Below are 21,616 nucleotides of genomic sequence, written 5' to 3' on the forward strand. Positions count from 1 at the left end.
CCGAACCGCGCCCCCCGCTCGCTCCCGTGCTCGCCTCTGCGCTCGTCTCCGCGCTCGCCTTCGGGGCGCCCTGCGGGCGCCGCCCTGCCTCCTCGCTCAAGCGGTGCGCTCCTCGTGTCGGGGGTGGACGCGTTCGAGCAGGCGGCGCAGCCCGCCGGTGACGACGCCCGGATACTCCAGCGGCAGCACGTGCCCGGCGTCGCCGACCTCGATCAGCTCGGCGTCCGGCAGCGCCTCGGCGATGCGGCGCGAGTGCTCGGGCGGGGTGAGCCGGTCCCGCCCGCCGGCCAGCACCAGCACCGGGACGCGCCCGATCGGCTCCAGCGCGCACACCTCGTCCAGCGCCATCAGCGCCGGGTAGAACTGGGCGATCACGTCGATCGGGGTGGCCCGGATCATCTGCTCCAAGAAGTCCACCACCGTGGGGCTGACGTGCTTGTCGGCGAAGGCCATCTTGCGGGTCACCACGAACGCGATGTCGCCGGCCAGGCCGCGGGCGCGGTCCACCAGCTGGGCCTGGCGGCCGAGGCCGCGGATCGCGCCGCCCGCCAGCGGGCGCAGCGCCTTGGCCAGCACCAGCGGCAGCCCCAGCGTCAGCTCCGTCATGTCGCCGCAGGAGGTGTTGATCAGGGCGACCCCGGCGACGCGCAGCCTGCCGCGCTGGGCGCCGAACAGCTGCGGGTGCCGGTCGGCCAGCGCCATGATCGACATGCCGCCCATGGAGTGGCCCACCAGCACCACCGGCGAACCCGCCGGAACGGTGGCGCGCAGCACCGCGTACAGGTCCTCGCCGGTCTGCGCGATCGTGGCGTGGGCGGGGTCGCTGCGCCCGGACCGGCCGTGGCTGCGCTGGTCCCAGAACACCAGGCGCGGCCGGCCGAGGCCCGGACGCGGCGTGGGCAGGTCGCGCCGCTGGTAGTGCCAGGCGTCCTGGTTGAGCGTGTAGCCGTGGCAGAACACCACCGTGACCGGGGCGTCGTCGGGCCCGTCGACCTCCACGTACAGCGGCAGGCCGTCGTCGGCGTGCACGGTCAGCGCACGGCCGCGCAGCTCGCCGAACGGCTCGCCGGCGTCGGGATCGGGCCGCAGGCGGCGGCGCCCCACGGCCAGCTGCCGCAGCCCCACCGCGGCACCCACGCCCGCCGCCCCGATGCCCGCGACGGTACCGGCGATGCCCGGCCTTCGTCTGCTACCCATGCCTGACCCCTTCGTGCGGCCGAGACGCGGACCGCCCCGCGTAGACCCGGGGCACCCGGGCGCCGATGCGGGTGACGATCTCGTAGGAGATCGTGCCGAGCGCGTCCGCCCACTCCTGCGCGGTCGGCTCGCCCCGGTCGCCGGGCCCGAACAGGATGATCTCGTCCCCGGCGGCCAGGGCGTCGTCGCCCAGGTCGATCACGAACTGGTCCATGCAGACCCGGCCCGCGATGCGGCGCCGCCGCCCGCCCGCCAGCACCTCCAGCAGGTTGGAGCCGTGCCGGGGGATGCCGTCGCCGTACCCGACCGGGACGACGGCCAGGGTGGTGTCCCGCTCGGTGAGGTAGGTGTGCCCGTACGACACGCCGCTGCCCGCCGCGACCCGCTTCACCAGGGCCGCGCCGGCCGACAGCGTCATGGCGGGCCGCAGCCCGAAGTCGCCGAGCTGCGGCACCGGCGTCAGCCCGTAGGTGGCGATTCCGGGACGGACCAGGTCGAAACGCGCCTCCGGCAGCGTCAGCGTGGCCGCGGAGTTGGCCAGGTGCCGCACCTCGGGCCGCACCCCCGCCTTCTCGGCGTGCTCCACCATCTCGCGGAACGCCGCGACCTGGCGGGCGTTGGCGGGATGGCCGACCTCGTCGGCGCACGCCAGGTGCGACATCAGGCCGACCACGCGCAGGTGGCCGGCGGCCTCCTCGGCCAGCGCGGCGTCCACCAGGGCGGCCCAGTCGTCCGGGGCCGCACCGCCCCGGGACATGCCGGTGTCGGCCTTGAGGTGGACGCGGGCGGGCCGCCCGGCCCGCACCGCCGCCTCGGCGATCTCCCGGACCAGCCGCACGCTCCCGGCGGCCAGATCGACGTCCGCGGCGACCGCCCGCTCGAACGGCTCCCCCGGCGTGCAGAGGCAGACCAGCGTCCGCACCCCGGTCACGCCCCCGTCCCGCAGCCGCAGCGCCTCGTCGAGCTTGGCCACGCCCAGCCAGGAGGCCCCGCCCGCGAGCGCCGCCCAGGCCGCGGGCACCAGGCCGTGCCCGTACGCCTCGGCCTTCACCATGGCCATGACCTCGGCACCGCCGGCGTGCTCACGCAACAGCGCGATGTTCGCGCCGATGGCTTCCAGGTCGATGCGTGCCTGCGCTGGACTGCTCATGATTCCCCAGTGTGCCGCGCCGGAAGCCGTGGCCGGACCATATCGCTGCCCTTCCTGCCTGCTCACGGCCCCGTACGGCGGCATCCTGCGTTCCGTTCCCGCCCGGCGACGGTGCCGGGCGCGTTCCAGCGCACATTCGAACACCTACCGGCTTCCTACCCCCATGAGGACGTCTACGCCCCGCCGATCGGTTCGCTGCTGACCCGCCATTCAGGAAATGCGTTTCGGTATGGCGGTCAGGACACGGCGCGGAAGGCGTCGGGCAGGGCGGTGATCACGTCGCCGGCGCTGATGGGCGCCTCGGACGAATGGCCCGTCCCGTCCCCGACCGGGCCCCGAGCGGCGATGCGGGCGGCCAGACCGTGCAGATAGGCCCCGGCGGCCGCGGCGTCCAACGCGGACATCCCGCCCGCCAGCAGCGCGCCGATCAGCCCGGACAGCACGTCCCCCGTGCCCGCGGTGGCCAGGCGGGGCGTGCCGGTGGGGTTGACCCGGACGGGACGGTCCTCCTCGGCGACCAGCGTGGTCGAACCCTTCAGCAGCACCGTGGCCGACAGCTCCGAGGCGGCCCGCCGGACGTGCTCCAGCCGCCGCGCCTCGACCAGCTCCCGCTCCACCCCGAGGATGCGCCCCAGCTCCCCGGCGTGGGGGGTCAGGACGGTGGGCGCCTCGCGCCGCAGCAGGTCGCGGCGGCGGGCCAGGATCGTCAGCCCGTCGGCGTCCACCAGGACGGGAAGGTCGGTGCCCAGCGCCGCTTCGAGCAGGGACTCGGCCTCCGTGCCGGTGCCCAGCCCGGGGCCCACCACCCACGCCTGGACGCGGCCCACGCGCTCCAGGGCCTTGGCCCCGCCGACCCCGGGGGGAAGCACGGTGGTGACCGCCTCGGGCCACCGCCGGCGCACCAGTTCCACGGGGCGCTCGACGGAGGCGAAGCGCACCATGCCCGCGCCGCCGAGCACCGCCCCGCCCGTGCACAGCACCGCCGCGCCGGTGAACTCCTCGCCGCCGGCCAGGATGCCCACCACGCCGCGCCGGTACTTGTCGGACTCCGGACGCGGCTCGGGCGGCTGCACGTCCACCGGCCAGGCCGCCACCACGTCGGGGTCGGGCAGGTCCGGGCCGAGGCCGATGTCGACCAGCTCCACCACGCCGCAGCAGGCCGCACCGGGGTCGATGAGCAGGCCGGGCTTGTAGGTGCCGAAGGTGACGGTCACGTCCGCGTGCACGGCCACGCCGTCCACCCGGCCCGAGCTCGCGTCCACCCCGCTGGGCACGTCGCAGGCCACCACCACGCCGGTGGCCTGGGAGGCGAGCACGGCCAGGGTGGCGTGCGGCTCGCGCAGGCCGCCCGTCCCGCCGATCCCGGTCAGCCCGTCGATGATCAGGTCGGCCGCCTCGATCGCCGCGGCCGCGGACGGGGACACCGCCGCGCCGTCCACCCGGTCCAGCACGCGGCCGCCGGCGGCGCGCAGCGCGGCCAGTCCGCCCGGATGGGTCCGGGCACCGGCGGGCACGGCGGTCACCCGGGCGCCCCGGCGGGCCAGCCGGGCGCCCGCGTAGAGGGCGTCGCCGCCGTTGTCACCGCCGCCGACCAGCAGCACGACGTCCGCCCCGTACACGCGCGGCAGCAGCCGGGCGCAGACCGCGGCCAGCCCGGCGGCGGCGCGCTGCATGAGCGTCCCCTCGGGCAGCCGGGCCATCAGGGCCCCTTCCGCGGCGCGGACCTTGCCGACCTCGTGCGCGTACCTCATCCCCAGCTTCCTCTCCGCCCTCGCCTGGAAAAACGGCCTCGCGAGTACCACTGCCCCCACGCGCGTCACGATCATCGTCCGGGGGCGCCGCCCGCTCCGACGATCACCTCCAAGACTGCCATGAGGCCCGGAATGCGGCTCGGCCGCTGCCTTCAGGGCGTCCGGTGAGGCAGACTGCAATGGCAAAAGGTGTTCGGGGTCTTCGTTGGGGCGGAGTAAACGCAGCATGAGCGCAACCCCACGTCCGTCCGTCAGGCAGCAGCGCCTTGCCGCCGAGCTGCGCCGGTTGCGTGCGCAGAGCGGGTTCACCGGCGACGAGGTGGCCGACCGCCTGTCCTGGTCGACCGCCAAGGTCAGCCGGTTGGAGAACGCCCGCACCGGGGCGCGGCTGAGCGACGTCGAGATGCTCCTGGAGCTGTACGGGGTGAACGGGCGGCGCCGGGCCGAGCTGATCGCGCTGGCCCGGGACGCGGCGCAGCGCGGCTGGTGGGAGGACTACCCCTGGCTCGACCCGGGATACGCGCAGCTGATCTCGCTGGAGACCGAGGCCGACGCCGAGCTGCAGTGGGAGAATGTGGTCGTGCCCGGCCTGCTGCAGACCGAGTCGTACGCCCGGCACGTCGTCGGCGGCTGGAACTACCTGGACCGCCGCATCTCCCCGCAGGAGATCGAACGCCGGATCGAGCTGCGCATCCGCCGCCAGGAGGTGCTGCGGCGCCCCGACCCGATGCGGCTGGAGCTGGTGCTGGACGAGGCGGTGCTGCACCGCCGGGTCGGCGACGCGGCGGTGATGGCCGAGCAGATGGAACATCTGCGCCGCTCGGCGGAGTTGCCGCACATTTCTTTGCGCATTCTGCCGCTGGATGGATTTCATGCCGTCATGGAGCCGTCCTTCACCCTGCTGGAGTTCTCCGATATCTACGACGTGCAGTTCCCCGACATCGTCTACTCGGAGACTCTCACGATGGACTACCTGACCGACGAGTCGGTCAGCTTCCGGGCCCGGCTGGCGCACCGGCAAATGAGCGAGGACGCGCTCGACCCGGTGGAATCGCGCATCCACCTGGCGGCCGCCAGGGACATGTGGCGCAGCCGCATCTGACCCTCCGTCCGCACAGGTCAGTACGGGTTTGCACAACAAAGGTCAAATCCGCGGACGATTCCGTCGGCCGTCATGAAAACCGCCGAGCATTTCTGCTAGGGTCGCCGTGTCTGGCGTCCGGCAGCACACCTCCGGACATCGAGACGCGCAGTTTCAGTCCGTTTACCGCGACGGACGCTGCGGCACTCGACGCGTATTCGCGAATTCGCATCCATCACGAATCGGACATATATCTTCTGAAAGGCGCAAAGTGGCGTCAGGTAATATCAACAGGGGCAGCTGGCGGAAAAGCTCGCGCTGCGGCGGGAGCACGACCTGCGTCGAGGTCGCCGCGCTGCCCGGCGGGGTGATCGGCGCCCGTGACTCCGCCCGCGACGGGGGGCCGGAACTGAGCTTCTCCGCGACCGCGTGGAGCTCGTTCGTCTCGGAGGTCAAGCGGGGCCGCTTCGACCTCACCGGGGACGCCGGGACCCGCTGATCGCACGGCCGGTGCCGTCGACGCGTACGGCGGCACCGGCAGGACACAGCTTTCTGTCCCATCCGTCCGGCGACATGTCGTATATCAAAGGGTATATAAGGCAATGTCGGCATGAAGCCGCCAGCCCTTGTGAGGATGTTCGCCGGGAGGCGCGATGGGGCAGCAGCAGGAGGCGTCGGCGCACTGGAGGAGCAGCGGCCGCTGCGGCGGCAACGGCACGTGCGTCGAAGTCGCCCGCCTCGACGGCGGCGCGATCGGGGTTCGCGACAGCGTCCTCGGCGCGTCCGGGCCCGTGCTGAAGTTCGCCCCCGCCGAGTGGCGTGCCTTCGCCGCCAGGATCAAAGCAGCCGCCGAGCCCTGACCGCCGCTCGGCACCGCCCCCGCGCGCCGGCACGTCACCGGCCGCCCCGGGCATTCCCCGGGCAGCCCGAAGACAGCGGCGCGCGGAAGCCGCACGGCCGCTCCTCGCCCGGCGCCGGCAGGCGCCGACGGGGAACGCCGGATGCGCGGCAGGTGAGCACCTGGCGGACGCCGGACACCCGCCACGGGCGAACCGGGCGCGAACTCCGGTACTCGCCGCAAGCGAGCCGGTCGCGGACGCCGGGGGCTCGCGGCGGGTGAACCGTCGCGGACACCGGGTACCCGCCGCGGGTGAACCCGTCGTGGGCGCCGGTTCGCCCGCCACGGGCGAGCCGGTCGCGGACACCGGGTGCTCGCGGCGGGCGGGTCGGTCGTGGACGCCGCGGGTGCCGGGCATGCGGCTCGGCACGCCGTGCGGCCGGGTGGCGGGGGCACGCGGGGCGCGCCCGGCGCCCCCGTCCGGGTCACTCCACGGTGACGGACTTGGCCAGATTGCGCGGCTGGTCGACGTCGTGGCCCTTGGCGGTGGCCAGCTCGCACGCGAACACCTGCAGCGGCACGGTCGCCACCAGCGGCTGCAGCAGCGTCGGCACGGCGGGCACGCGGATCAGCGTGTCGGCGTACGGCTCCACCGACGTGTCGCCCTCCTCGGCGATCACGATGGTGCGGGCGCCGCGGGCGCGGATCTCCTGGATGTTGGAGACGATCTTGTCGTGCAGGACCGCCCGGGCCCGCGGCGGCACCACCACCACGACCGGCAGGTCCTTGTCGATCAGCGCGATCGGGCCGTGCTTGAGCTCGCCGGCGGCGAAGCCCTCGGCCTGCATGTAGGCCAGCTCCTTGAGCTTGAGCGCGCCCTCCAGCGCCACCGGGAAGCCGACGTGCCGGCCGAGGAACAGCACGCAGTGGCCGTCCGCCAGGGAGCGGGCCAGCTCGCGCACCGGCTCCATGGTCTCCAGGACCTTCTCCACCTTCTCCGGCATCCGCTCCAGCAGCTGGATCATCGCGAACACCTCGTCGCCCCACTTGGTGCCGCGCACCTGCCCCAGGTACAGGGCGATCAGGTACACCGCGACCAGCTGGGTCAGGAACGTCTTGGTGGCCGCGACGCCGACCTCGGGGCCGGCGTGGGTGTAGAGCACGCCGTCGCACTCGCGCGGGATCGTCGAGCCGTTGACGTTGCACACCGCCAGCACCCGGGCGTGCTGCTCGCGGGCGTGCCGGACCGCCATGAGCGTGTCCATGGTCTCGCCGGACTGGGAGATCGCGATGACCAGGGTGGTGCGGGTCAGGATGGGGTCGCGGTAGCGGAACTCGCTGGCCAGCTCCACCTCGCAGGGCAGCCCCGCCCAGTGCTCGATGGCGTACTTGGCGATCAGCCCGGCATGGTAGGCGGTGCCGCAGGCCACGATGATGATCTTGTCGATCTCGCGGAGCTGCTCGTCGGTCAGCCGCATCTCGTCCAGCACCAGGCGGCCGTCCGCGCCGATCCGGCCGAGCAGGGTGTCGGCGACCGCCCGCGGCTGCTCGGCGATCTCCTTGAGCATGAAGTAGTCGTAGCCGCCCTTCTCCGCGGCCGACACGTCCCAGTCGACGTGGTACTCGCGGATCTCGGCGGGACGGCCGTCGAAGTCGGTGACGGTCACGCCGTCGCGGCGCAGCTCGACCACCTGGTCCTGGCCCAGCTCGATCGCGTCCCGGGTGTGGGCGATGAACGCCGCCACATCGCTGGCCAGGAAGTTCTCCCCGTCGCCGACCCCGACGACCAGCGGCGAGTTGCGGCGCGCGCCCACCACCCGGTCGGGGTCGTCGGCGTGCACCGCCACCAGCGTGAACGCCCCCTCCAGGCGGCGGCACACCCGGCGCATCGCCTCGGTCAGGTCGCCGCCGGCGCGCGGCAGCTCGTCCTCCAGCAGGTGCGCGACGACCTCGGTGTCGGTGTCGGAGTCCAGGGCGTGCCCGCCCTCGTCCAGCTCGGCGCGCAGCCGGGCGAAGTTCTCGATGATCCCGTTGTGGACGACCGCGACCGTCCCGGCGCAGTCGGTGTGCGGGTGGGCGTTGCGGTCGTTGGGCGGGCCGTGCGTGGCCCACCGGGTGTGCCCCACGCCCAGCGTCCCGTCGGGCAGCGGGTCGTTCTCCAGCGCTCCGCGCAGGTTGACGAGCTTGCCGGCGCGCTTGGCCGTGGCCAGCTTCCCGTCGGCGAGGACGGCCACACCGGCAGAGTCGTAGCCGCGGTACTCCAGCCGCGCGAGCCCCTCGACCACGATGTCCAACGCCGGCCGGTCGCCGACGTACCCAACGATTCCGCACATGGCGGCAAGCCTATTGGGTGCAGGCTCATGGGCCCCACCAGCGAATGCCAAAGTGAACGGCTGCAGCGTGTACGGACGGTGAACTGCGGGAGACGCCCTTGCGGCCCGCCCCCGGCGGGGCGGCACGATGGACCGGCGGCTAGGGTGTCAGCCCATGACGAGCGGATGGGACGCCGTGCCGAGCCCCTACGTGGAGCTTTCCCGAGAGCAGTGGCGGGCGCTGCGCGAGAACACCCCGCTGCCCCTCACCCCCGACGAGCTGGACGCGCTGCGCGGCGTCCGCGACCCGATCGACATCACCGAGGTCGAGGAGGTCTACCTGCCGCTGTCGCGGCTGCTGAACCTGTTCTTCATGGCCGACGGGCGGCTGCGCGACACCGTCAGCGGGTTCCTGGGCGAGCCGGTGCGGCCCACCCCGTTCGTCATCGGCGTGGCGGGCAGCGTGGCGGTGGGCAAGTCGACCACGTCGCGGCTGCTGCGGACGCTGCTGGCGCGCTGGCCCGAGCACCCCAGTGTGGAACTCGTCACGACCGACAGCTTCCTGTACCCCAACGCGGTGCTCACCGAACGCGGGCTGATGGACCGCAAGGGGTTCCCCGAGTCCTACGACCGGCGGGCGCTGGTGCGGTTCGTGCAGTCCATGAAGGCGGGGGCCGCCGAGCTGGAGATCCCGGTGTACTCGCATCTGGAGTACGACATCCTGCCGGACGTCCGGCAGACCGTGCGGCGCCCCGACATCCTCATCGTGGAGGGCCTCAACGTGCTGCAGCCCTCCCCCGCCGGGACGCTCGCCGTCGCCGACTTCTTCGACTTCTCCATCTACGTGGACGCCCGCGTCGAGGACATCCGGCACTGGTTCGTGGAGCGGCTGTTCGCGCTGCGCCGCACCGCGTTCAGCGACCCCCGCTCGTACTTCCACCGGTACGCCCGGTTGGACGAGGACGAGGCCGCCGCGTTCGCGCAGCGGGTGTGGCGCGACATCAACGAGATCAACCTGGTGTCCAACATCCTGCCGACCCGCGGCCGCGCCACCCTCGTCCTGCACAAGGCCCGCGACCACAGCGTGCAGCGCGTCCGGCTGCGCCGCATCTGAGCCGCGCGCTACTCCGCCCCGGCCACCGGCAGCGTGCGCAGGCGGCCGACGGCCAGCACGCAGCCCGCGACGGCGACCGCGGCCAGCAGCGCCAGGGCCACCGGAAGCCGCACGGTGGACGTCACCGCCGACGCGCCGGTCAGCGCGTCGGTGACCGACATCGCCCACTGCTGGACCGACGCCGACCGCGCCCCCGGCGCCACGCTGCCCAGCAGCGCCTCCCACACCAGCGCGTACAGCAGGCCGATCGTGACGGCGTTGCGGCTGAGCACGGCCAGCGCCACGAACAGCGAGGTGTAGGCGACGCCGCCCGCCAGCACGCCCACGGTGAAGGCCGCGGCGACCTGGGCGGTGGTGCCGGTCAGCACCAGCCCGGCCAGCAGCGTCGGCACCACCCCGAACGCCGTCACCAGCACGATCGCCACCGCCAGCTTGGTCAGCACGATGACCCGCCGGGGGATCGGCTTGGTCAGCACGTACATGATCTGACCGTCGTCGATCTCCGGGCCGATCACGCCGGTGCCGGCGATCAGCGCCAGCAGGGGCAGCAGCGTGGCCAGGCCGAACCGCCGCAGCACGCCCACCGACACGTCCAGGTCGGCGACGCCGGCGGCGCGCAGCCCGATCGCCAGCGCCAGCAGCAGGAACGGCAGGGCGAGCAGCAGCAGGGCGCGGCGCCGCCCCAGCATGGCGCGAAACGTGATCGCCGCGATCGTCGCGTTCATCGGTTCACCAGGTAGGAGAAGACGCTTTCGAGGGACTCGTCGGACGGGGAGACCTCCAGCAGGCGCACGCCCGCGGCGCGCGCCACCCGGGGCAGCAGCCAGGTGAAGCGCTGGAAGTCGACGGCCTCCACCTCCAGGCCCTGCTCGGTGAGGTGGACGCCGCGCGACGACCCGTCGGCGATGATCGCGGCGGCCAGCCGGCGGTCGTCGGCCGAGCGGACCAGGAAGCGGTGCGGCCGGTCGGTCATCAGCCGCCGGATCGCGCGGAAGTCGCCGGAGGCGGCGTGCCGGCCCGCCACGATCACCTCGATGTGCCCGGCCAGCCGCTCCACCTCCTCCAGGATGTGCGAGCTGAACAGGATGGTGCGGCCCTCGGCGGCCATGGCGCGGATCAGGTCCATCAGCTGCAGCCGCTGCCGCGGGTCCATGCCGTTGAACGGCTCGTCCAGCAGCAGCACGGGCGGGTCGTGCACCAGCGCGGAGGCCATCTTGATGCGCTGCTTCATGCCCTTGGAGTAGGTGCCGATGACGCGTTCCTGCGCGTGCTCCATCTCCACCAGGGCGATGGCGCGGCGCGCGGCGGCGGCCGGGTCGGGCAGCTTGTGCAGCTTGGCCATGGCGAGGACGAACTGGCGGCCGGTGAGGAAGTCGTAGGCGGTCTCCCGTTCGGGCACCAGGCCGAGCGACCGGTACACCTCCGGGTTCCGCCAGACCGGCCGCCCGTCCAGCTCGACCGTGCCGGACGAGGGCGCCAGGAAGCCGCCCATCATGTGGATCAGCGTGGACTTGCCCGCCCCGTTGGGGCCGAGCAGGCCCGTCACGCCGGGGCCGATCGTCATCGAGACCCCGTTGACGGCGACGACGTTGCCGTACCAGCGGGACACGTTCTCCAGCCGAAGTTCGCTCACGACAGGCCCGCCTTCCGGAACCGCTGGTACAGGACGGGCACCGAGCCGGCCACCAGCACGGCGCACAGCAGCAGCGCGACCAGTCCGCCGCCCAGGCCGGGCGCCACCGCGGCCGACGACTGCTCGGCGCCCAGCAGCCGCACCTGCACGGTGTCGACGAGGTTGAACGGTGTGCACAGCCCCAGCCACCCGGCGAGGGCGAACTGGGTGCGCAGCTCGGCCAGCCCCTGCAGGATCAGCACGAACGTGGCGCTGATCAGGTAGACCGCCACGACGGCGGCGACCCCGAAGCCGCGGCGCGGGGTGAACGCGGCGACCACCGTCCCGATCGCCGCCAGCACCAGGGCGAACAGCACGCACCCGGCCAGCGCGGCCAGGTAGTCGGCCAGGTGCCGGGACGCGTGCGGCATCTTGTTGACCAGGCTGCCGACGTACATCACCGTGACCGGCACCGCCATCAGCCCGAACAGCGCGGTGGCCAGGGCGCCCAGTTTGGCCAGCACGTAGTCCAGGTGGTCGACGGGGCGCGAGAAGTACAGCGGCACCACGCGGTGGCGCAGGTCGCGGGACGCCAGCACCGGCGCCTGGGTGGCCAGGAAGATCGCGATGATGACCTGCAGGCTGACCGCGTACTGGGAGTAGCGGATCGGCGGGTCGGCCAGGTCGGCCAGCCCGACCGCGGCCACCGCGCCCACCGCGGGCAGCAGCATGATCGCGGCGAGCAGGAACGGCATGACCTTGGCGCGGGCCGGGCGGCCGAAGCCGAAGGCGGCGCGCAGGTTGTGCACGTACATCGAGCGCAGCACGTACGCGCGGCCCAGGCGGCGGCCCTCGTAGTGCCGGTACCCGATGTCGTGGATCATGCTGGTGGTCATCGGGGTCCTCCGTACGGGTACGCCCCGGGCTGGACCGGCGGGCCCGGCGGTCCGGGCGGTTGCGGCGGTCCGGGCCAGGGGCCGGGCGGGGCTGCGGCCTGCTGCGGCCCGGAGGCGAAGACCTCCTCGATGCGGTGCCGGCGCTGCTCCAGCCGGATCAGCCGCAGGCCGAGGTCGGCGACGCCGTCGCGGATCAGGTCGTAGGTGTCCTCGCCGGCGATGTCCACGACCAGGAACCGGCCCTCGGCCCGCACCGTCAGCCCCGCGTCGGCCAGCAGCGCGCCGAGCCGGTCGCGGCCCTCGTCGACCTCGACGGTCAGCGACCCGCTGGCCGCGGTGTAGGCCTCGACGGCCTGCGAGCGCAGCAGCCGCCCGCCGTCGATGACCACGATGTGGTCGCAGACCCGCTCCAGCTCGCCCAGCAGGTGCGAGGTGACCAGCACGCTGATGCCGAACTCGGTGCCGATGCGCCGGATGAGGCCGAGCATCTCGTCGCGGCCGGCCGGGTCGAGCCCGTTGGTGGGCTCGTCCAGGAACACCAGCCGCGGGTCGTGCACGAGGGCCTGCGCCAGTTTGACGCGCTGCCGCATGCCGGTGGAGTAGCCGCCGATGGGGCGGTACCGCTCCTCGTACAGGCCGACGTGCCGCAGCGTGTCGGCGGCGCGTTCGCGGGCGGCGCCGGGCGGCAGCCCGCACATGCGCGCCATGTGCACGACGAACTCGGTGGCCGACACGTCGGGCGGCAGGCACTCGTACTCGGGCATGAAGCCGACCCGCTCGCGGATGCGCGCGCCGTCGCGGGCGATGTCCAGGCCGAGCACGCTGGCCCGCCCGGAGGTGGGACGCTGCAGGCCGAGCAGGATGCGGATGAGCGTGGACTTGCCGGCGCCGTTGGCGCCGACCAGCCCGACGACGCCGGGCTCCACGGCCACGGTGAGGTCGTCCAGGGCGGTCACCCGCGGGAAGCGCATCGTCAGTCCCTGCGTGGCGATGATCGGCATGCGTACGAACCTAGTGGTTCGCGCGGTGCGGCACGTCACTCTCCGGTCCTACGTCCGGGCGGCTCCTCCCCCTTTCGGAGGAGCTCCGGCGCCCCATCCCGCCCGCTGCGGACCGCCGCGCCGTCACCCCGTAACCTCATACCGTCAAATCACGGCATATTGCGGTATAGCGGTTCAAAACTAGAAAGCGGTGGGGGAATGACGTGGCGGCGCCGGGGCGTGCGGCGGTCGGCGGCGGGACTTGCGTGCGCGTTGCTCATGACGTCCACGGGGTGCCAGGTGGACGTCCGCTGGTCGGGCCCCTCGTCATCGGAACGGCCGTCGGAACGGCCGTCGAGCGGCGCTTCGCGGCCCGCCGAGCGCGACGTCGCCAAGGCGCGCGACGACCTGGCCGCGCTGCGCGTCGCGCCCGAAGGCGACGGGGACGGCTACTCGCGCGAACGGTTCGGCGGCCGGTGGAAGGACATCGACCGCAACGGCTGCGACCAGCGCAACGACATCCTCGCCCGCGACCTGCGGCAGGTGCGCAAGCGCGACGACTGCGTCGTGACCTCCGGGCGGCTGCACGACCCCTACAGCGGCCGGGACATCGCCTTCGACCGCTCCAAGCCCGCCGAGGTGCAGATCGACCACGTCTACCCGCTGGCGCTGGCGTGGCGGATGGGCGCCTCCCGGTGGAGCGCGGACCGGCGCGAGCGGTTCGCCAACGACCCCGACAACCTCCTGGCGGTATGGGGCGTGCCGAACCGGCAGAAGAGCGACTCGGGTCCCGCGGAGTGGCAGCCGGCCGCGGCGTTCCGCTGCGAGTACGGCATCAGGTACATCGCGGTCGCCCGCAAGTACGCGCTGCCGGTGACCCGCGCCGACCGCGACGCGCTGCGCGGTTTCCTCGACCGCTGCTGAGGCCGGGCCCGGCGCGGCGCGGGGACGGCGGCAATAGGGTGAAGGCCATGAGCAGCGACCCCAACGAACACGCCGCACCGCCCAACGGGCAGGCACCGAACGACGACGAGCCCGCGCGCAAGGACAGGCCGCGCGTCCGCACCGAACGCGCCTTCGGGGCCCGCGCCACCGGCGCCGAGGTCACCGGCGCGTCGGCGACCGGGCTGGCGGTGCGCGCCGGGCACGCCGCCGGGTCGCTGGCGCTGGGCGCGCTGGCGCTGGGCGCCCTCGCGATCGGCGCGGTCGCCATCGGCCGGCTGGTCGTCAAGCGCGCCGTCGTCGAGCACCTCCAGGCGGGCACCGTGGAGATCGGGCACCTGAAGGTCGGCCGCCTGGACATCACCGACAGCTGACCCGCGGCGCCCGCGGCGCGCCATGGCAAAAGCCGCGTCCCCGGCCCTTGACCGGGGCCGGGGACGCGAAACCCGCCGTCTGACGTGCTGTCCTCAAAAAGGCCGTTTCCCGGCGGGCCGTCAGCCCAGGGCCGTGCGGACGACGCCCGCCAGCCGCTCGGCGACCGACTGCGCCTGCTCCTGCGAGGACGCCTCGACCATCACCCGCACCATGGGCTCGGTGCCGCTCGGCCGGATCAGCACCCGCCCGGAGTCGCCCAGCTCCGCCTCGGCCTCGGCGATCGCCGCGGCCAGCTCCGGGGACGTCTTGACCCGCGTCTTGTCCACGCCCCGCACGTTGATCAGCACCTGCGGCAGCCGCGTCATCACCTTGGCCAGCTCGTCCAGCGAGACGCCGCGCCGCACCATCGCCGCCAGCAGGTGCAGCCCGGTCAGCACGCCGTCGCCGGTGGTGGCGTGCCGGCGCATGATCACGTGGCCGGACTGCTCGCCGCCCAGCGTGTAGCCGCCCTCCCGCATCGCCTCCAGCACGTACCGGTCGCCGACCGCGGTCTCCACCACGGTGATCCCGGCCTCCCGCATGGCCAGCCGGAAGCCCAGGTTGGACATGACCGTGGCGACCACCGTGTCGGCGGCCAGCAGCCCGGCCTCGCGCTGCTCCAGCGCCAGGATCGCCATGATCTGGTCGCCGTCGACCTCCGCACCGGTCGCGGTGACGGCCAGGCAGCGGTCGGCGTCGCCGTCGTTGGCGATCCCGGCGTCGGCGCCGTGCTCCAGCACCGCCGCGCGCAGCGCGTCCAGATGGGTGGAGCCGCAGCCGGAGTTGATGTTCAGCCCGTCCGGCGCCACCCCGATGGTGATCACCTCGGCGCCGGCGCGGCGCAGCGCCTCCGGCGCCACCTCCCAGGACGCGCCGTGCGCGCAGTCCACCACCACGCGCAGCCCGGCCAGCGACACCGGCAGGGTGGACACCAGGTGCGCGACGTAGTGCTCGACGGCGCCGTGCGCCTCGCGGACGCGGCCGACGCCCGCGCCGGTCGGCGGCTCCCACGCCTGCCCGAGGCCGGCCTCGATGCGGTCCTCGATCTCGTCGGGCAGCTTGTGGCCGCTGCGGTCGAAGAACTTGATCCCGTTGTCGGGGGCGGGGTTGTGCGAGGCCGACAGCATCACGCCCAGGTCGGCGGTGAGCGCATGGGTCAGATGGGCGACCGCCGGCGTCGGCAGCACCCCCAGCCGCAGCACGTCCACGCCCGCACTGGCCAGTCCGGCCACCACCGCGGCCTCCAGGAACTCGCCCGAGGCCCGCGGATCGCGCCCGACCACGGCGACCGGGCGGTGCCCGGTGAACGCGCCGGCCTCGCCGAGGACCCGCGCCGCGGCGACGGACAGGTCCATGGCCAGCGGGGCGGTCAGATCGCGGTTGGCGAGCCCGCGTACGCCATCGGTCCCGAAAAGACGACCCACAGTTTCCACTCCCGATGAGAAAAAAGAGACCGCGCGGCCCGCGACCGGGGGCCGCACCCCGTCGCTCCGCGCGGTCAAATCTAGTGCGCCGGCCCGTCCGCGGCAGCCGCTGCGCCGCCTCCAAGATCGTCGAGTCGCGATCCGGCGGCGCGGGCGCGGACGGAACGGAAGATCCGCAAACACGGACGAGCCGCCGCCCCCGCCGACCCGGGCGCCCCGATGTCCCCGGGGCGCGCACCGGATCTCGTGCGCGGGGTGCGACGGCTCGCACCGCTGACGGTCAGCGCTTGCTGTACTGCGGCGCCTTGCGGGCCTTCTTCAGACCGGCCTTCTTGCGCTCGATGACCCGCGCGTCGCGGGTCAGGAAGCCGGCCTTCTTCAGCGCCGGGCGGTGGTCGGGGTTGGCCACCTGCAGCGCCCGGGAGATGCCCAGGCGCAGCGCGCCGGCCTGCCCGGTGACGCCGCCGCCGTTGACGCGGGCCAGCACGTCGAACTGCCCGTCCAGGCCGAGCAGCACGAACGGCTCGTTCACGATCTGCTGGTGCACCTTGTTCGGGAAGTACTGGTCGAGGGTCCGACCGTTGATCTTCCAGGTGCCGTTGCCGGGGACGATCCGCACCCGGGCGATGGCCTGCTTGCGGCGGCCGGTGCCGGCGGCCGGGCCGGTCGCCACCGGCTGACCGAGGTAGCCGGTCTCGACGGCCTGCGGCGTCTCCGTGCTGTACTCGGACGGGACTTCTTCGTCGTAGGCGTCGTATTCGACACCCTCAGCGGGCGTCTCCAAGCCGGTGGGCTCGTCCACGGAATTCTCCAAGGGTCTTCTGGCCAGGGCGGCGGGCCCGGTCGGTCTTCGGGTGCCCCGGCGGCCACGGAAATGGTTTCGGCGACCGACCGGCGGAGCCGCGCGCGTGGCCGGCATCCACCGTGTGAATGTGCGTCACCGCCCGGCGGGCGCCGGACGGCGGGGGGTCACTGCGCGATCTGCGTGATCTCGAACGGGATCGGCTTCTGCGCCTGGTGCGGGTGCTCGGGGCCGCGGTACACCTTGACCTTGCCGAACATCTTCCGGCCGAGCCGGTTCTTGGGCAGCATGCCCTTGATCGCCTTCTCGACCGCGCGCTCGGGGTGCTTGTCCAGAAGGTCGCTGTAGGCGATCGAGCGCAGCCCGCCCGGGTAACCGGAGTGCCGGTAGGCGCGCTTCTGCTGGCGCTTGTTGCCCGTCAGCGCGACCTTCTCGGCGTTCACGACGATGACGAAGTCACCGGTGTCCAGGTGCGGCGCGTAGATCGGCTTGTGCTTACCCCGAAGCAGCTGCGCGACCTGACTGGCGAGCCGACCCAGCACGACATCGGTCGCATCGATGACGTACCACTGACGCTCGACGTCAGTGGGCTTAGGGGTGTACGTGCGCACGGTCGTAGACCTTCGTTTCCTCGTCGACTTCTAGCGGTTGCGATCGCCCGCCGTGGAGGGCGGACGCAAGCAAAGACACAACGAACCCGCAGAATATCGAGCCTCGCGGGCACGGGTCAAAGCGGGAACGTCGTGCAGCCCCGCCACCCTCCAGTATGCCCTATGCGCAAAGGTGCCTCGACCGTTTCGGCCGCGCGGACGGCGTCGGCAGGCCCCGTTCCGCCCGACTTCGGGGCGCTTCTCCGAGGGGCTCGCGGGGGCCGTGTCGATCACCATACCCGGCGTGACCAGGTAAAATCTGTCCGCTTTAGGGAGACTTGCCGGTTTTTTTGGGGTTATCGTGCCGTGCCACTGGTACGTCACGCCGGCACCGCCGGCCCGACCCAGGGAGCCCCCGCTGAACACTCCCCGCTCAACACAGAAGGCAAGGACCCGATACACCCCCGAACACCGCCGAGAGGACGGGCGCCCTCGGGGCATGCGGCTCGCGGTCGTCACCGCGTCGCTCACCGCCTCCGCGCTCGCCGTCGGCACCGGTTTCGCTCTCGACCGCACCGCCCCGCCCGCCCTGCAGGACGCCCAGCTGGCCGGCGCGTCGAGCAAGTACACGCCGTCCCCGCAGGCCGGCGGGCAGTGGAACCCCTCTCCCGGCCGGTGGCAGGAGAGGTGGAACCGCGAGACGCCCTCGCTCAAGCGGATGCACGGCGACTGGCCCAAGCCGCCGTCCTCCCCCGCTGAGGACGACGGCGGCACGCCCTCGCCCGGCTCCGGGTCGGATTCCTCGGACTCCGGATCGGACTCGGGCAAGCGGTCGCGCTGGGGCTGGGACTGGAACTGGAAGAAGGGGTCCGGCTCGGATTCCTCGGACTCCGGATCGGACTCGGACAAGCGGTCGCGCTGGGGCTGGGACTGGAACTGGAAGAAGGGGTCCGGCTCGGACTCCGACGACGGCTCCGACTCCGGCTCCGGTTCTGACAGCGGCTCGGACGCAGGCTCCGGCACTGGCTCTGACACCGGTTCTGGTTCCGACTCCGGTTCCGGCTCTGACACCGGCTCGGGATCGGACTCGGGCTCGGACTCCGGCTCGGACTCCGGTGCGTTCTCCAAGCAGGAGGACGCCGTGGTGAAGCTCACCAACGAGGAGCGGGCCAAGGTCGGCTGCAGCGCGCTCAAGGTGGACGACAAGCTGGTCACCGCCGCGCGCAAGCACTCGGAGGACATGGCGGCGAACAACTACTTCTCGCACAACTCCCAGAACGGCGACGACCCGTTCGACCGGATGAAGGCGGCCGGCTACGCCAACCCGGCGGCCGAGAACATCGCCATGGGGTACTCCACCCCCGAGGCCGTCATGCAGGGCTGGATGAACAGCGACGGCCACCGGCGCAACATCCTCGACTGCAGCCTGCGCACCATCGGCGTCGGCGTGGCCAAGAGCGACCGCGGCCTGTACTGGACGCAGGACTTCGGCCGGTAGCAGTCACCCGTCGTCCGCTCGCCGGGCGACCTTCCGCAAACCGGCGGCGTCCGGTTCCGCCCCATGTCAAGGTGGGTGATCCGAAGGTTCCGAGCTTTCCCCGCAGATCCAGAGCCACAGCAGAGGAACGGTAAGGTCCAAGCCATGGGTTATCCGGGCGATCAAGGCAAATCCGGCGGCTGGCCTCCCGGGCAGCCGCCGTCCGCGCCGTACGGTCCCGCACCGGAACGTCCCGAGGAGGCTCCGCCCGGCGGGCCGTCCTGGGGGGACCCCTGGGCGGACGGGCCGCGGCACGCCGCGGCGTCCGCGCACGAAGGTCCGTCCGGCACCCAGGCGATCGCGCCGTCCTTCGGCCGGGCTCCGGACGGTCCGGGAGGGCCCGGCGCCCCGGGAGACACCCAGATCTACGACTCGGGCCGCGGCCAGGGCTTCGGGCAGGGTCACGGCCCGGAGTCCGGGCAGCAGCCGGGGCCGGGTCCGAACGGCGAGTTCGCCGACTTCGGCCCCGGTCCCGGCGGACCGGACGGCCCGGAGCCGCCCGACGGGGCCGACGGGCAGGAGGCGCCGCGGCAGCGCCGCCCCAACCTCGTGCTGACCATCGGCGGTGCGGCCGCCGCCGGGCTGCTGCTGGTCGGCGGCGGCTTCATGGTGTCGTCGATGCTGAAGGGCGACGGCGACCCCGAGCCCGCCGCCGCCCCGGCCACGCCGACGCAGACGTCCGCGTCGCCGACCCCGTCCCCCACGGTGCCGTCGCTGGAGCCGGTCAAGCTCAAGAGCCGCACCACCGACCCCACCCCGCTGACGCTCAAGGAGATCTTCGGCAAGCGCTCCTTCAAGGCGAGCGGGATGAAGTACAGCCGGGTGGCCTGGGACTCCAAGCGCAGCTGCACCGACCGGGTGACCGGGACGACGCTGGTCGGCGTGCTGCGCAAGGGCGGCTGCTCGCAGGCGCTGCGCGCCACCTACGTGCGCGGCGACGGCGCGCTCATCGGCTCGGTCGGCGTGTTCAACCTGCGGACCGAGGCGGCCGCCAAGAGCGCCGTCAAGGCCGCCAGCGCCAAGAGCGCCGCGCTGCGGCCGCTGACCGGCCCGGGCATCACCAAGAACATCGGCAAGGGCGAGGCGCTCGGCACCGTCGAGGCGCGCGGCCACTACCTGGTCATCACCTGGATCCAGCGCCCGGACGGCAAGAAGATCCCGGAGGCCTCCTACAAGGCCGTCACCACGTTCGGCCGCCAGGTCATCAAGAACAGCGGACTCAGCTTCGCGCTGGCCTACCGGGAGACCGAGGGGAAACCCTACGGAAACTAATACCCTCACTTCTTATGTCTGGATCTAACGAGACCAGGGACTCCGCCGAGGAGCCGGGGGCGTCCTCCGGCCCCGCCTCCGAGGCGCCGCCCAGTTTCGGCAACGCGGACCGCGCCGCCGGCGAGCCCGCCGCCGGTGAGCCCGACAGACCGTCCGCGCAGACCTCCCCGGACACGTCCGAGGAAGCCCCCGCCGACAAGCCCGGCGCGGTCGGGCTGCCCCCGTTCATGCTTCAGCGTCCCTGGTGGGCCACCGACGAGGACGAGAACACCGGCGACAGGATCGGCGACGACACCGGCGGCGACGCGGAGCACAAGCCGCAGACCGCGTCCGGCACCGACGCCGAGAGCGGGCCCGACGAGCAGCCCGCGGCCGAGACTCAACGCGCGAAGAGCGAACCCGCGAAGAGCCAAGCCTCGAAGACCGAAGCCGCGGCCTCCGAGTCGTCGGAGTCGTCCGAGTCGTCAGAACCCTCCGTTGGGACCGATCCACTCCCGCCCCCGGCGCCGGGCACGCTGGTCGCCGGTGCCGGTGCGCCGGGCGTCGACACGCGCGGCGCCGTCCCCACCCGGCAGCCCACCCGGCAGCCCGCACCGCCGTCCGCGGCCGAGACCGAGCCCGACGGCATCCCCGCCGTACGCCTCGACGACGACGCCGCGACGGCCGGGACCGGCAAGCCCGCCGACGCCGACAGGCCGAGCGGCAAGCCCACCGGTACCGGGGCCTCGGACGACGACACGGCACCGATCCCCCGAACCGAGATCCCGGCCCCGCCGGCGCCCGCCCCCGGGCCCGCCGCGTCCGCGAACCAGCCCACGGTCGCCACGCCGCTGTACCGCCCCGACGGCCCGGCGCCGTTCGGCTCCCCCGGCTACACCGCGCCGACGCAGGCGTTCCCCGCCGCCCCCGCCGATCAAGGCGCCCCGGCCGCACCCGCGCCGGGCGGGAAGAAGCGCGGCAACCGCAAGGCGCTGCTGGCCGCCGGCGGCGTCGCGGGCGCCCTGGTCATCGCCGCGGGCGCGTACGTCCTGGTCGGTTCCGGCTCGGGCGACGACGGCCGCAAGGCGGCCCCCGCCGGTCGCACGCCCACGTCCGCCCAGCAGCCGCCGGCGCCCGCCCCCACGCCCACGGGGGCCACCACGGTCCCCGCGCCCTCCCTGCCGGCGCAGGCGAGCATCAACAACGTCAAGACCGACCCCAAGCCGCTGGCACTGGTCGAGGCGTTCCCGTCCAAGAACGTCACCCTGGGCGGCCGCTCCTACGTGCGGGACAAGGCGTCGGTCAACCACAACTGCGCCCTGACCGCGCGCGGCGCGATGGCGCAGGCCCTGCAGCGCGGGGGCTGCACCAGCGTCGTCCGCGTCACCTTCCTGGACAAGCAGCGGTCGGTGGCCGTCACGTCCGGCATCGCCGTGCTGCCCAACCACCAGGCCGCGCTCCGGGCGAGCCGTGCCGGCGACCCCAGCAAGTACGAATGGTTCCGCGGCATGGCGGGCTCGCGGACCAAGGACATCGACCGCGCGGGCGGATACGCCGCCAGCACGGTGCGCGGCCGCTACATCATCTACTCGTACGCCCAGTACGCCAACGGAAGGCGCCCCCAGCCCGGGGACGTGCTGCAGAACGTGGCGCGGCAGTTCATCGACTACGGCGTGCGCCCCATCGACGCGCGCGCCCGGCAACGCCAGTAGCGGCGCGCCGGGG

20 protein-coding genes are annotated in these 21,616 nt (G+C 73.3%); 9 read left to right on the plus strand and 11 right to left on the minus strand.

Annotation, left to right across the window (positions count from 1 at the left end; translation table 11 throughout):
- Positions 1-96: 96 nt before the first annotated feature.
- The 3 genes from ABD879_RS11680 to ABD879_RS11690 form a co-directional block, all read right to left on the minus strand.
- Entirely contained in the window at positions 97-1,197 is a 1,101-nt protein-coding gene (locus ABD879_RS11680) for an alpha/beta fold hydrolase (protein WP_345020408.1), read from the minus strand.
- Positions 1,190-2,347 (minus strand): alanine racemase, encoded by a 1,158-nt coding sequence (alr, locus tag ABD879_RS11685; protein WP_345020410.1) that lies wholly within the window; start codon positions 2,345-2,347, stop codon positions 1,190-1,192. Before alr ends, ABD879_RS11680 begins: the two co-directional genes overlap by 8 nt.
- Before the next feature lie 236 nt (positions 2,348-2,583).
- Positions 2,584-4,098 (minus strand): NAD(P)H-hydrate dehydratase, encoded by a 1,515-nt coding sequence (locus tag ABD879_RS11690; RefSeq protein ID WP_345020412.1) that lies wholly within the window; start codon positions 4,096-4,098, stop codon positions 2,584-2,586.
- Between the two features lie 226 nt (positions 4,099-4,324).
- Between ABD879_RS11690 and ABD879_RS11695 the strand changes: the two genes are divergently transcribed.
- From ABD879_RS11695 to ABD879_RS11705, 3 genes are all read left to right on the plus strand, one after another.
- Positions 4,325-5,200, plus strand: a complete 876-nt coding sequence (locus ABD879_RS11695; protein WP_345020416.1) for a helix-turn-helix domain-containing protein — start codon at positions 4,325-4,327, stop codon at positions 5,198-5,200.
- Between the two features lie 250 nt (positions 5,201-5,450).
- Positions 5,451-5,678, plus strand: a complete 228-nt coding sequence (locus ABD879_RS11700; RefSeq protein WP_345020420.1) for a DUF397 domain-containing protein — start codon at positions 5,451-5,453, stop codon at positions 5,676-5,678.
- 154 nt (positions 5,679-5,832) lie between these two features.
- The gene (locus ABD879_RS11705; protein ID WP_345020422.1) at positions 5,833-6,039 is read left to right on the plus strand and encodes a DUF397 domain-containing protein; all 207 of its coding nucleotides are present in this window, start codon (positions 5,833-5,835) and stop codon (positions 6,037-6,039) included.
- A 463-nt stretch (positions 6,040-6,502) separates the two neighbouring features.
- Here ABD879_RS11705 and glmS read toward each other — a convergent pair whose 3' ends face one another.
- Positions 6,503-8,350, minus strand: coding sequence for a glutamine--fructose-6-phosphate transaminase (isomerizing) (gene glmS / locus ABD879_RS11710; protein WP_345020423.1), 1,848 nt, complete (start codon positions 8,348-8,350; stop codon positions 6,503-6,505).
- A gap of 154 nt (positions 8,351-8,504) precedes the next feature.
- Between glmS and coaA the strand changes: the two genes are divergently transcribed.
- A complete protein-coding gene (coaA, locus tag ABD879_RS11715) occupies positions 8,505-9,443 on the plus strand; it encodes a type I pantothenate kinase (protein ID WP_345020424.1) in 939 nt (312 codons plus the stop codon).
- Positions 9,444-9,451: 8 nt separating this feature from the next.
- On the opposite strand, the gene ABD879_RS11720 is transcribed toward coaA, so the two are convergent.
- Genes ABD879_RS11720 through ABD879_RS11735 form a run of 4 tightly spaced genes read right to left on the minus strand, consistent with a single transcriptional unit; the run spans position 9,452 to position 12,952 of the window.
- Complete coding sequence (locus ABD879_RS11720; RefSeq protein ID WP_345020425.1) at positions 9,452-10,168, minus strand: ABC transporter permease; 717 nt, start codon at positions 10,166-10,168, stop codon at positions 9,452-9,454.
- Entirely contained in the window at positions 10,165-11,076 is a 912-nt protein-coding gene (locus tag ABD879_RS11725) for an ABC transporter ATP-binding protein (protein WP_345020427.1), read from the minus strand. Before ABD879_RS11725 ends, ABD879_RS11720 begins: the two co-directional genes overlap by 4 nt.
- Positions 11,073-11,951, minus strand: a complete 879-nt coding sequence (locus ABD879_RS11730) for an ABC transporter permease (RefSeq protein WP_345020429.1) — start codon at positions 11,949-11,951, stop codon at positions 11,073-11,075. Before ABD879_RS11730 ends, ABD879_RS11725 begins: the two co-directional genes overlap by 4 nt.
- Positions 11,948-12,952 (minus strand): ABC transporter ATP-binding protein, encoded by a 1,005-nt coding sequence (locus ABD879_RS11735; protein ID WP_345020431.1) that lies wholly within the window; start codon positions 12,950-12,952, stop codon positions 11,948-11,950. The genes ABD879_RS11730 and ABD879_RS11735 overlap by 4 nt, the downstream gene beginning before the upstream one ends.
- 258 nt (positions 12,953-13,210) lie before the next feature.
- Here ABD879_RS11735 and ABD879_RS11740 point away from each other — a divergent pair, with 258 nt between their 5' ends.
- Positions 13,211-13,855 (plus strand): HNH endonuclease family protein, encoded by a 645-nt coding sequence (locus ABD879_RS11740; RefSeq protein WP_345020433.1) that lies wholly within the window; start codon positions 13,211-13,213, stop codon positions 13,853-13,855.
- A 47-nt stretch (positions 13,856-13,902) separates the two neighbouring features.
- Positions 13,903-14,247 carry a hypothetical protein gene (locus ABD879_RS11745; RefSeq protein ID WP_345020435.1) on the plus strand — a complete coding sequence of 115 codons (345 nt, stop codon included), beginning with the start codon at positions 13,903-13,905 and terminating at the stop codon, positions 14,245-14,247.
- A gap of 120 nt (positions 14,248-14,367) precedes the next feature.
- Here ABD879_RS11745 and glmM read toward each other — a convergent pair whose 3' ends face one another.
- From glmM to rplM, 3 genes are all read right to left on the minus strand, one after another.
- On the minus strand, positions 14,368-15,711 hold the full coding sequence (gene glmM / locus ABD879_RS11750; protein ID WP_345020437.1) for a phosphoglucosamine mutase: 1,344 nt from the start codon (positions 15,709-15,711) through the stop codon (positions 14,368-14,370).
- 280 nt (positions 15,712-15,991) lie between these two features.
- Positions 15,992-16,513 carry a 30S ribosomal protein S9 gene (rpsI, locus tag ABD879_RS11755; RefSeq protein WP_285494250.1) on the minus strand — a complete coding sequence of 174 codons (522 nt, stop codon included), beginning with the start codon at positions 16,511-16,513 and terminating at the stop codon, positions 15,992-15,994.
- A gap of 167 nt (positions 16,514-16,680) precedes the next feature.
- Positions 16,681-17,124 (minus strand): 50S ribosomal protein L13, encoded by a 444-nt coding sequence (gene rplM, locus ABD879_RS11760; protein ID WP_345020441.1) that lies wholly within the window; start codon positions 17,122-17,124, stop codon positions 16,681-16,683.
- A 478-nt stretch (positions 17,125-17,602) separates the two neighbouring features.
- Between rplM and ABD879_RS11765 the strand changes: the two genes are divergently transcribed.
- The 3 genes from ABD879_RS11765 to ABD879_RS11775 all read left to right on the plus strand — a co-directional run bounded on the left by ABD879_RS11765 (position 17,603) and on the right by ABD879_RS11775 (position 21,603).
- Positions 17,603-18,601: a CAP domain-containing protein gene (locus ABD879_RS11765; RefSeq protein ID WP_345020443.1), complete on the plus strand. Its 999-nt coding sequence runs from the start codon at positions 17,603-17,605 to the stop codon at positions 18,599-18,601.
- Between the two features lie 144 nt (positions 18,602-18,745).
- Complete coding sequence (locus ABD879_RS11770) at positions 18,746-19,912, plus strand: hypothetical protein (RefSeq protein WP_345020445.1); 1,167 nt, start codon at positions 18,746-18,748, stop codon at positions 19,910-19,912.
- 14 nt (positions 19,913-19,926) lie between these two features.
- Positions 19,927-21,603, plus strand: coding sequence for a hypothetical protein (locus tag ABD879_RS11775; protein ID WP_345020447.1), 1,677 nt, complete (start codon positions 19,927-19,929; stop codon positions 21,601-21,603).
- Positions 21,604-21,616: the final 13 nt, after the last annotated feature.

This window comes from Actinomadura keratinilytica, assembly GCF_039539665.1.
GTDB classification, from domain to species: Bacteria; Actinomycetota; Actinomycetes; order Streptosporangiales; family Streptosporangiaceae; genus Spirillospora; species Spirillospora keratinilytica.

Excerpts from the sequence above, each read along its gene's own strand:
- ABD879_RS11680 (WP_345020408.1), bottom strand. The coding sequence starts at position 1,197 with ATGGGTAGCAGACGAAGGCCGGGCATCGCCGGTACCGTCGCGGGCATC.
- alr (WP_345020410.1), bottom strand. The coding sequence starts at position 2,347 with ATGAGCAGTCCAGCGCAGGCACGCATCGACCTGGAAGCCATCGGCGCG.
- ABD879_RS11690 (WP_345020412.1), bottom strand. The coding sequence starts at position 4,098 with ATGAGGTACGCGCACGAGGTCGGCAAGGTCCGCGCCGCGGAAGGGGCC.
- ABD879_RS11695 (WP_345020416.1), top strand. The coding sequence starts at position 4,325 with ATGAGCGCAACCCCACGTCCGTCCGTCAGGCAGCAGCGCCTTGCCGCC.
- ABD879_RS11705 (WP_345020422.1), top strand. The coding sequence starts at position 5,833 with ATGGGGCAGCAGCAGGAGGCGTCGGCGCACTGGAGGAGCAGCGGCCGC.
- glmS (WP_345020423.1), bottom strand. The coding sequence starts at position 8,350 with ATGTGCGGAATCGTTGGGTACGTCGGCGACCGGCCGGCGTTGGACATC.
- coaA (WP_345020424.1), top strand. The coding sequence starts at position 8,505 with ATGACGAGCGGATGGGACGCCGTGCCGAGCCCCTACGTGGAGCTTTCC.
- ABD879_RS11720 (WP_345020425.1), bottom strand. The coding sequence starts at position 10,168 with ATGAACGCGACGATCGCGGCGATCACGTTTCGCGCCATGCTGGGGCGG.
- ABD879_RS11730 (WP_345020429.1), bottom strand. The coding sequence starts at position 11,951 with ATGACCACCAGCATGATCCACGACATCGGGTACCGGCACTACGAGGGC.
- ABD879_RS11735 (WP_345020431.1), bottom strand. The coding sequence starts at position 12,952 with ATGCCGATCATCGCCACGCAGGGACTGACGATGCGCTTCCCGCGGGTG.
- ABD879_RS11740 (WP_345020433.1), top strand. The coding sequence starts at position 13,211 with ATGACGTCCACGGGGTGCCAGGTGGACGTCCGCTGGTCGGGCCCCTCG.
- ABD879_RS11745 (WP_345020435.1), top strand. The coding sequence starts at position 13,903 with ATGAGCAGCGACCCCAACGAACACGCCGCACCGCCCAACGGGCAGGCA.
- ABD879_RS11765 (WP_345020443.1), top strand. The coding sequence starts at position 17,603 with ATGCGGCTCGCGGTCGTCACCGCGTCGCTCACCGCCTCCGCGCTCGCC.
- ABD879_RS11770 (WP_345020445.1), top strand. The coding sequence starts at position 18,746 with ATGGGTTATCCGGGCGATCAAGGCAAATCCGGCGGCTGGCCTCCCGGG.
- ABD879_RS11775 (WP_345020447.1), top strand. The coding sequence starts at position 19,927 with ATGTCTGGATCTAACGAGACCAGGGACTCCGCCGAGGAGCCGGGGGCG.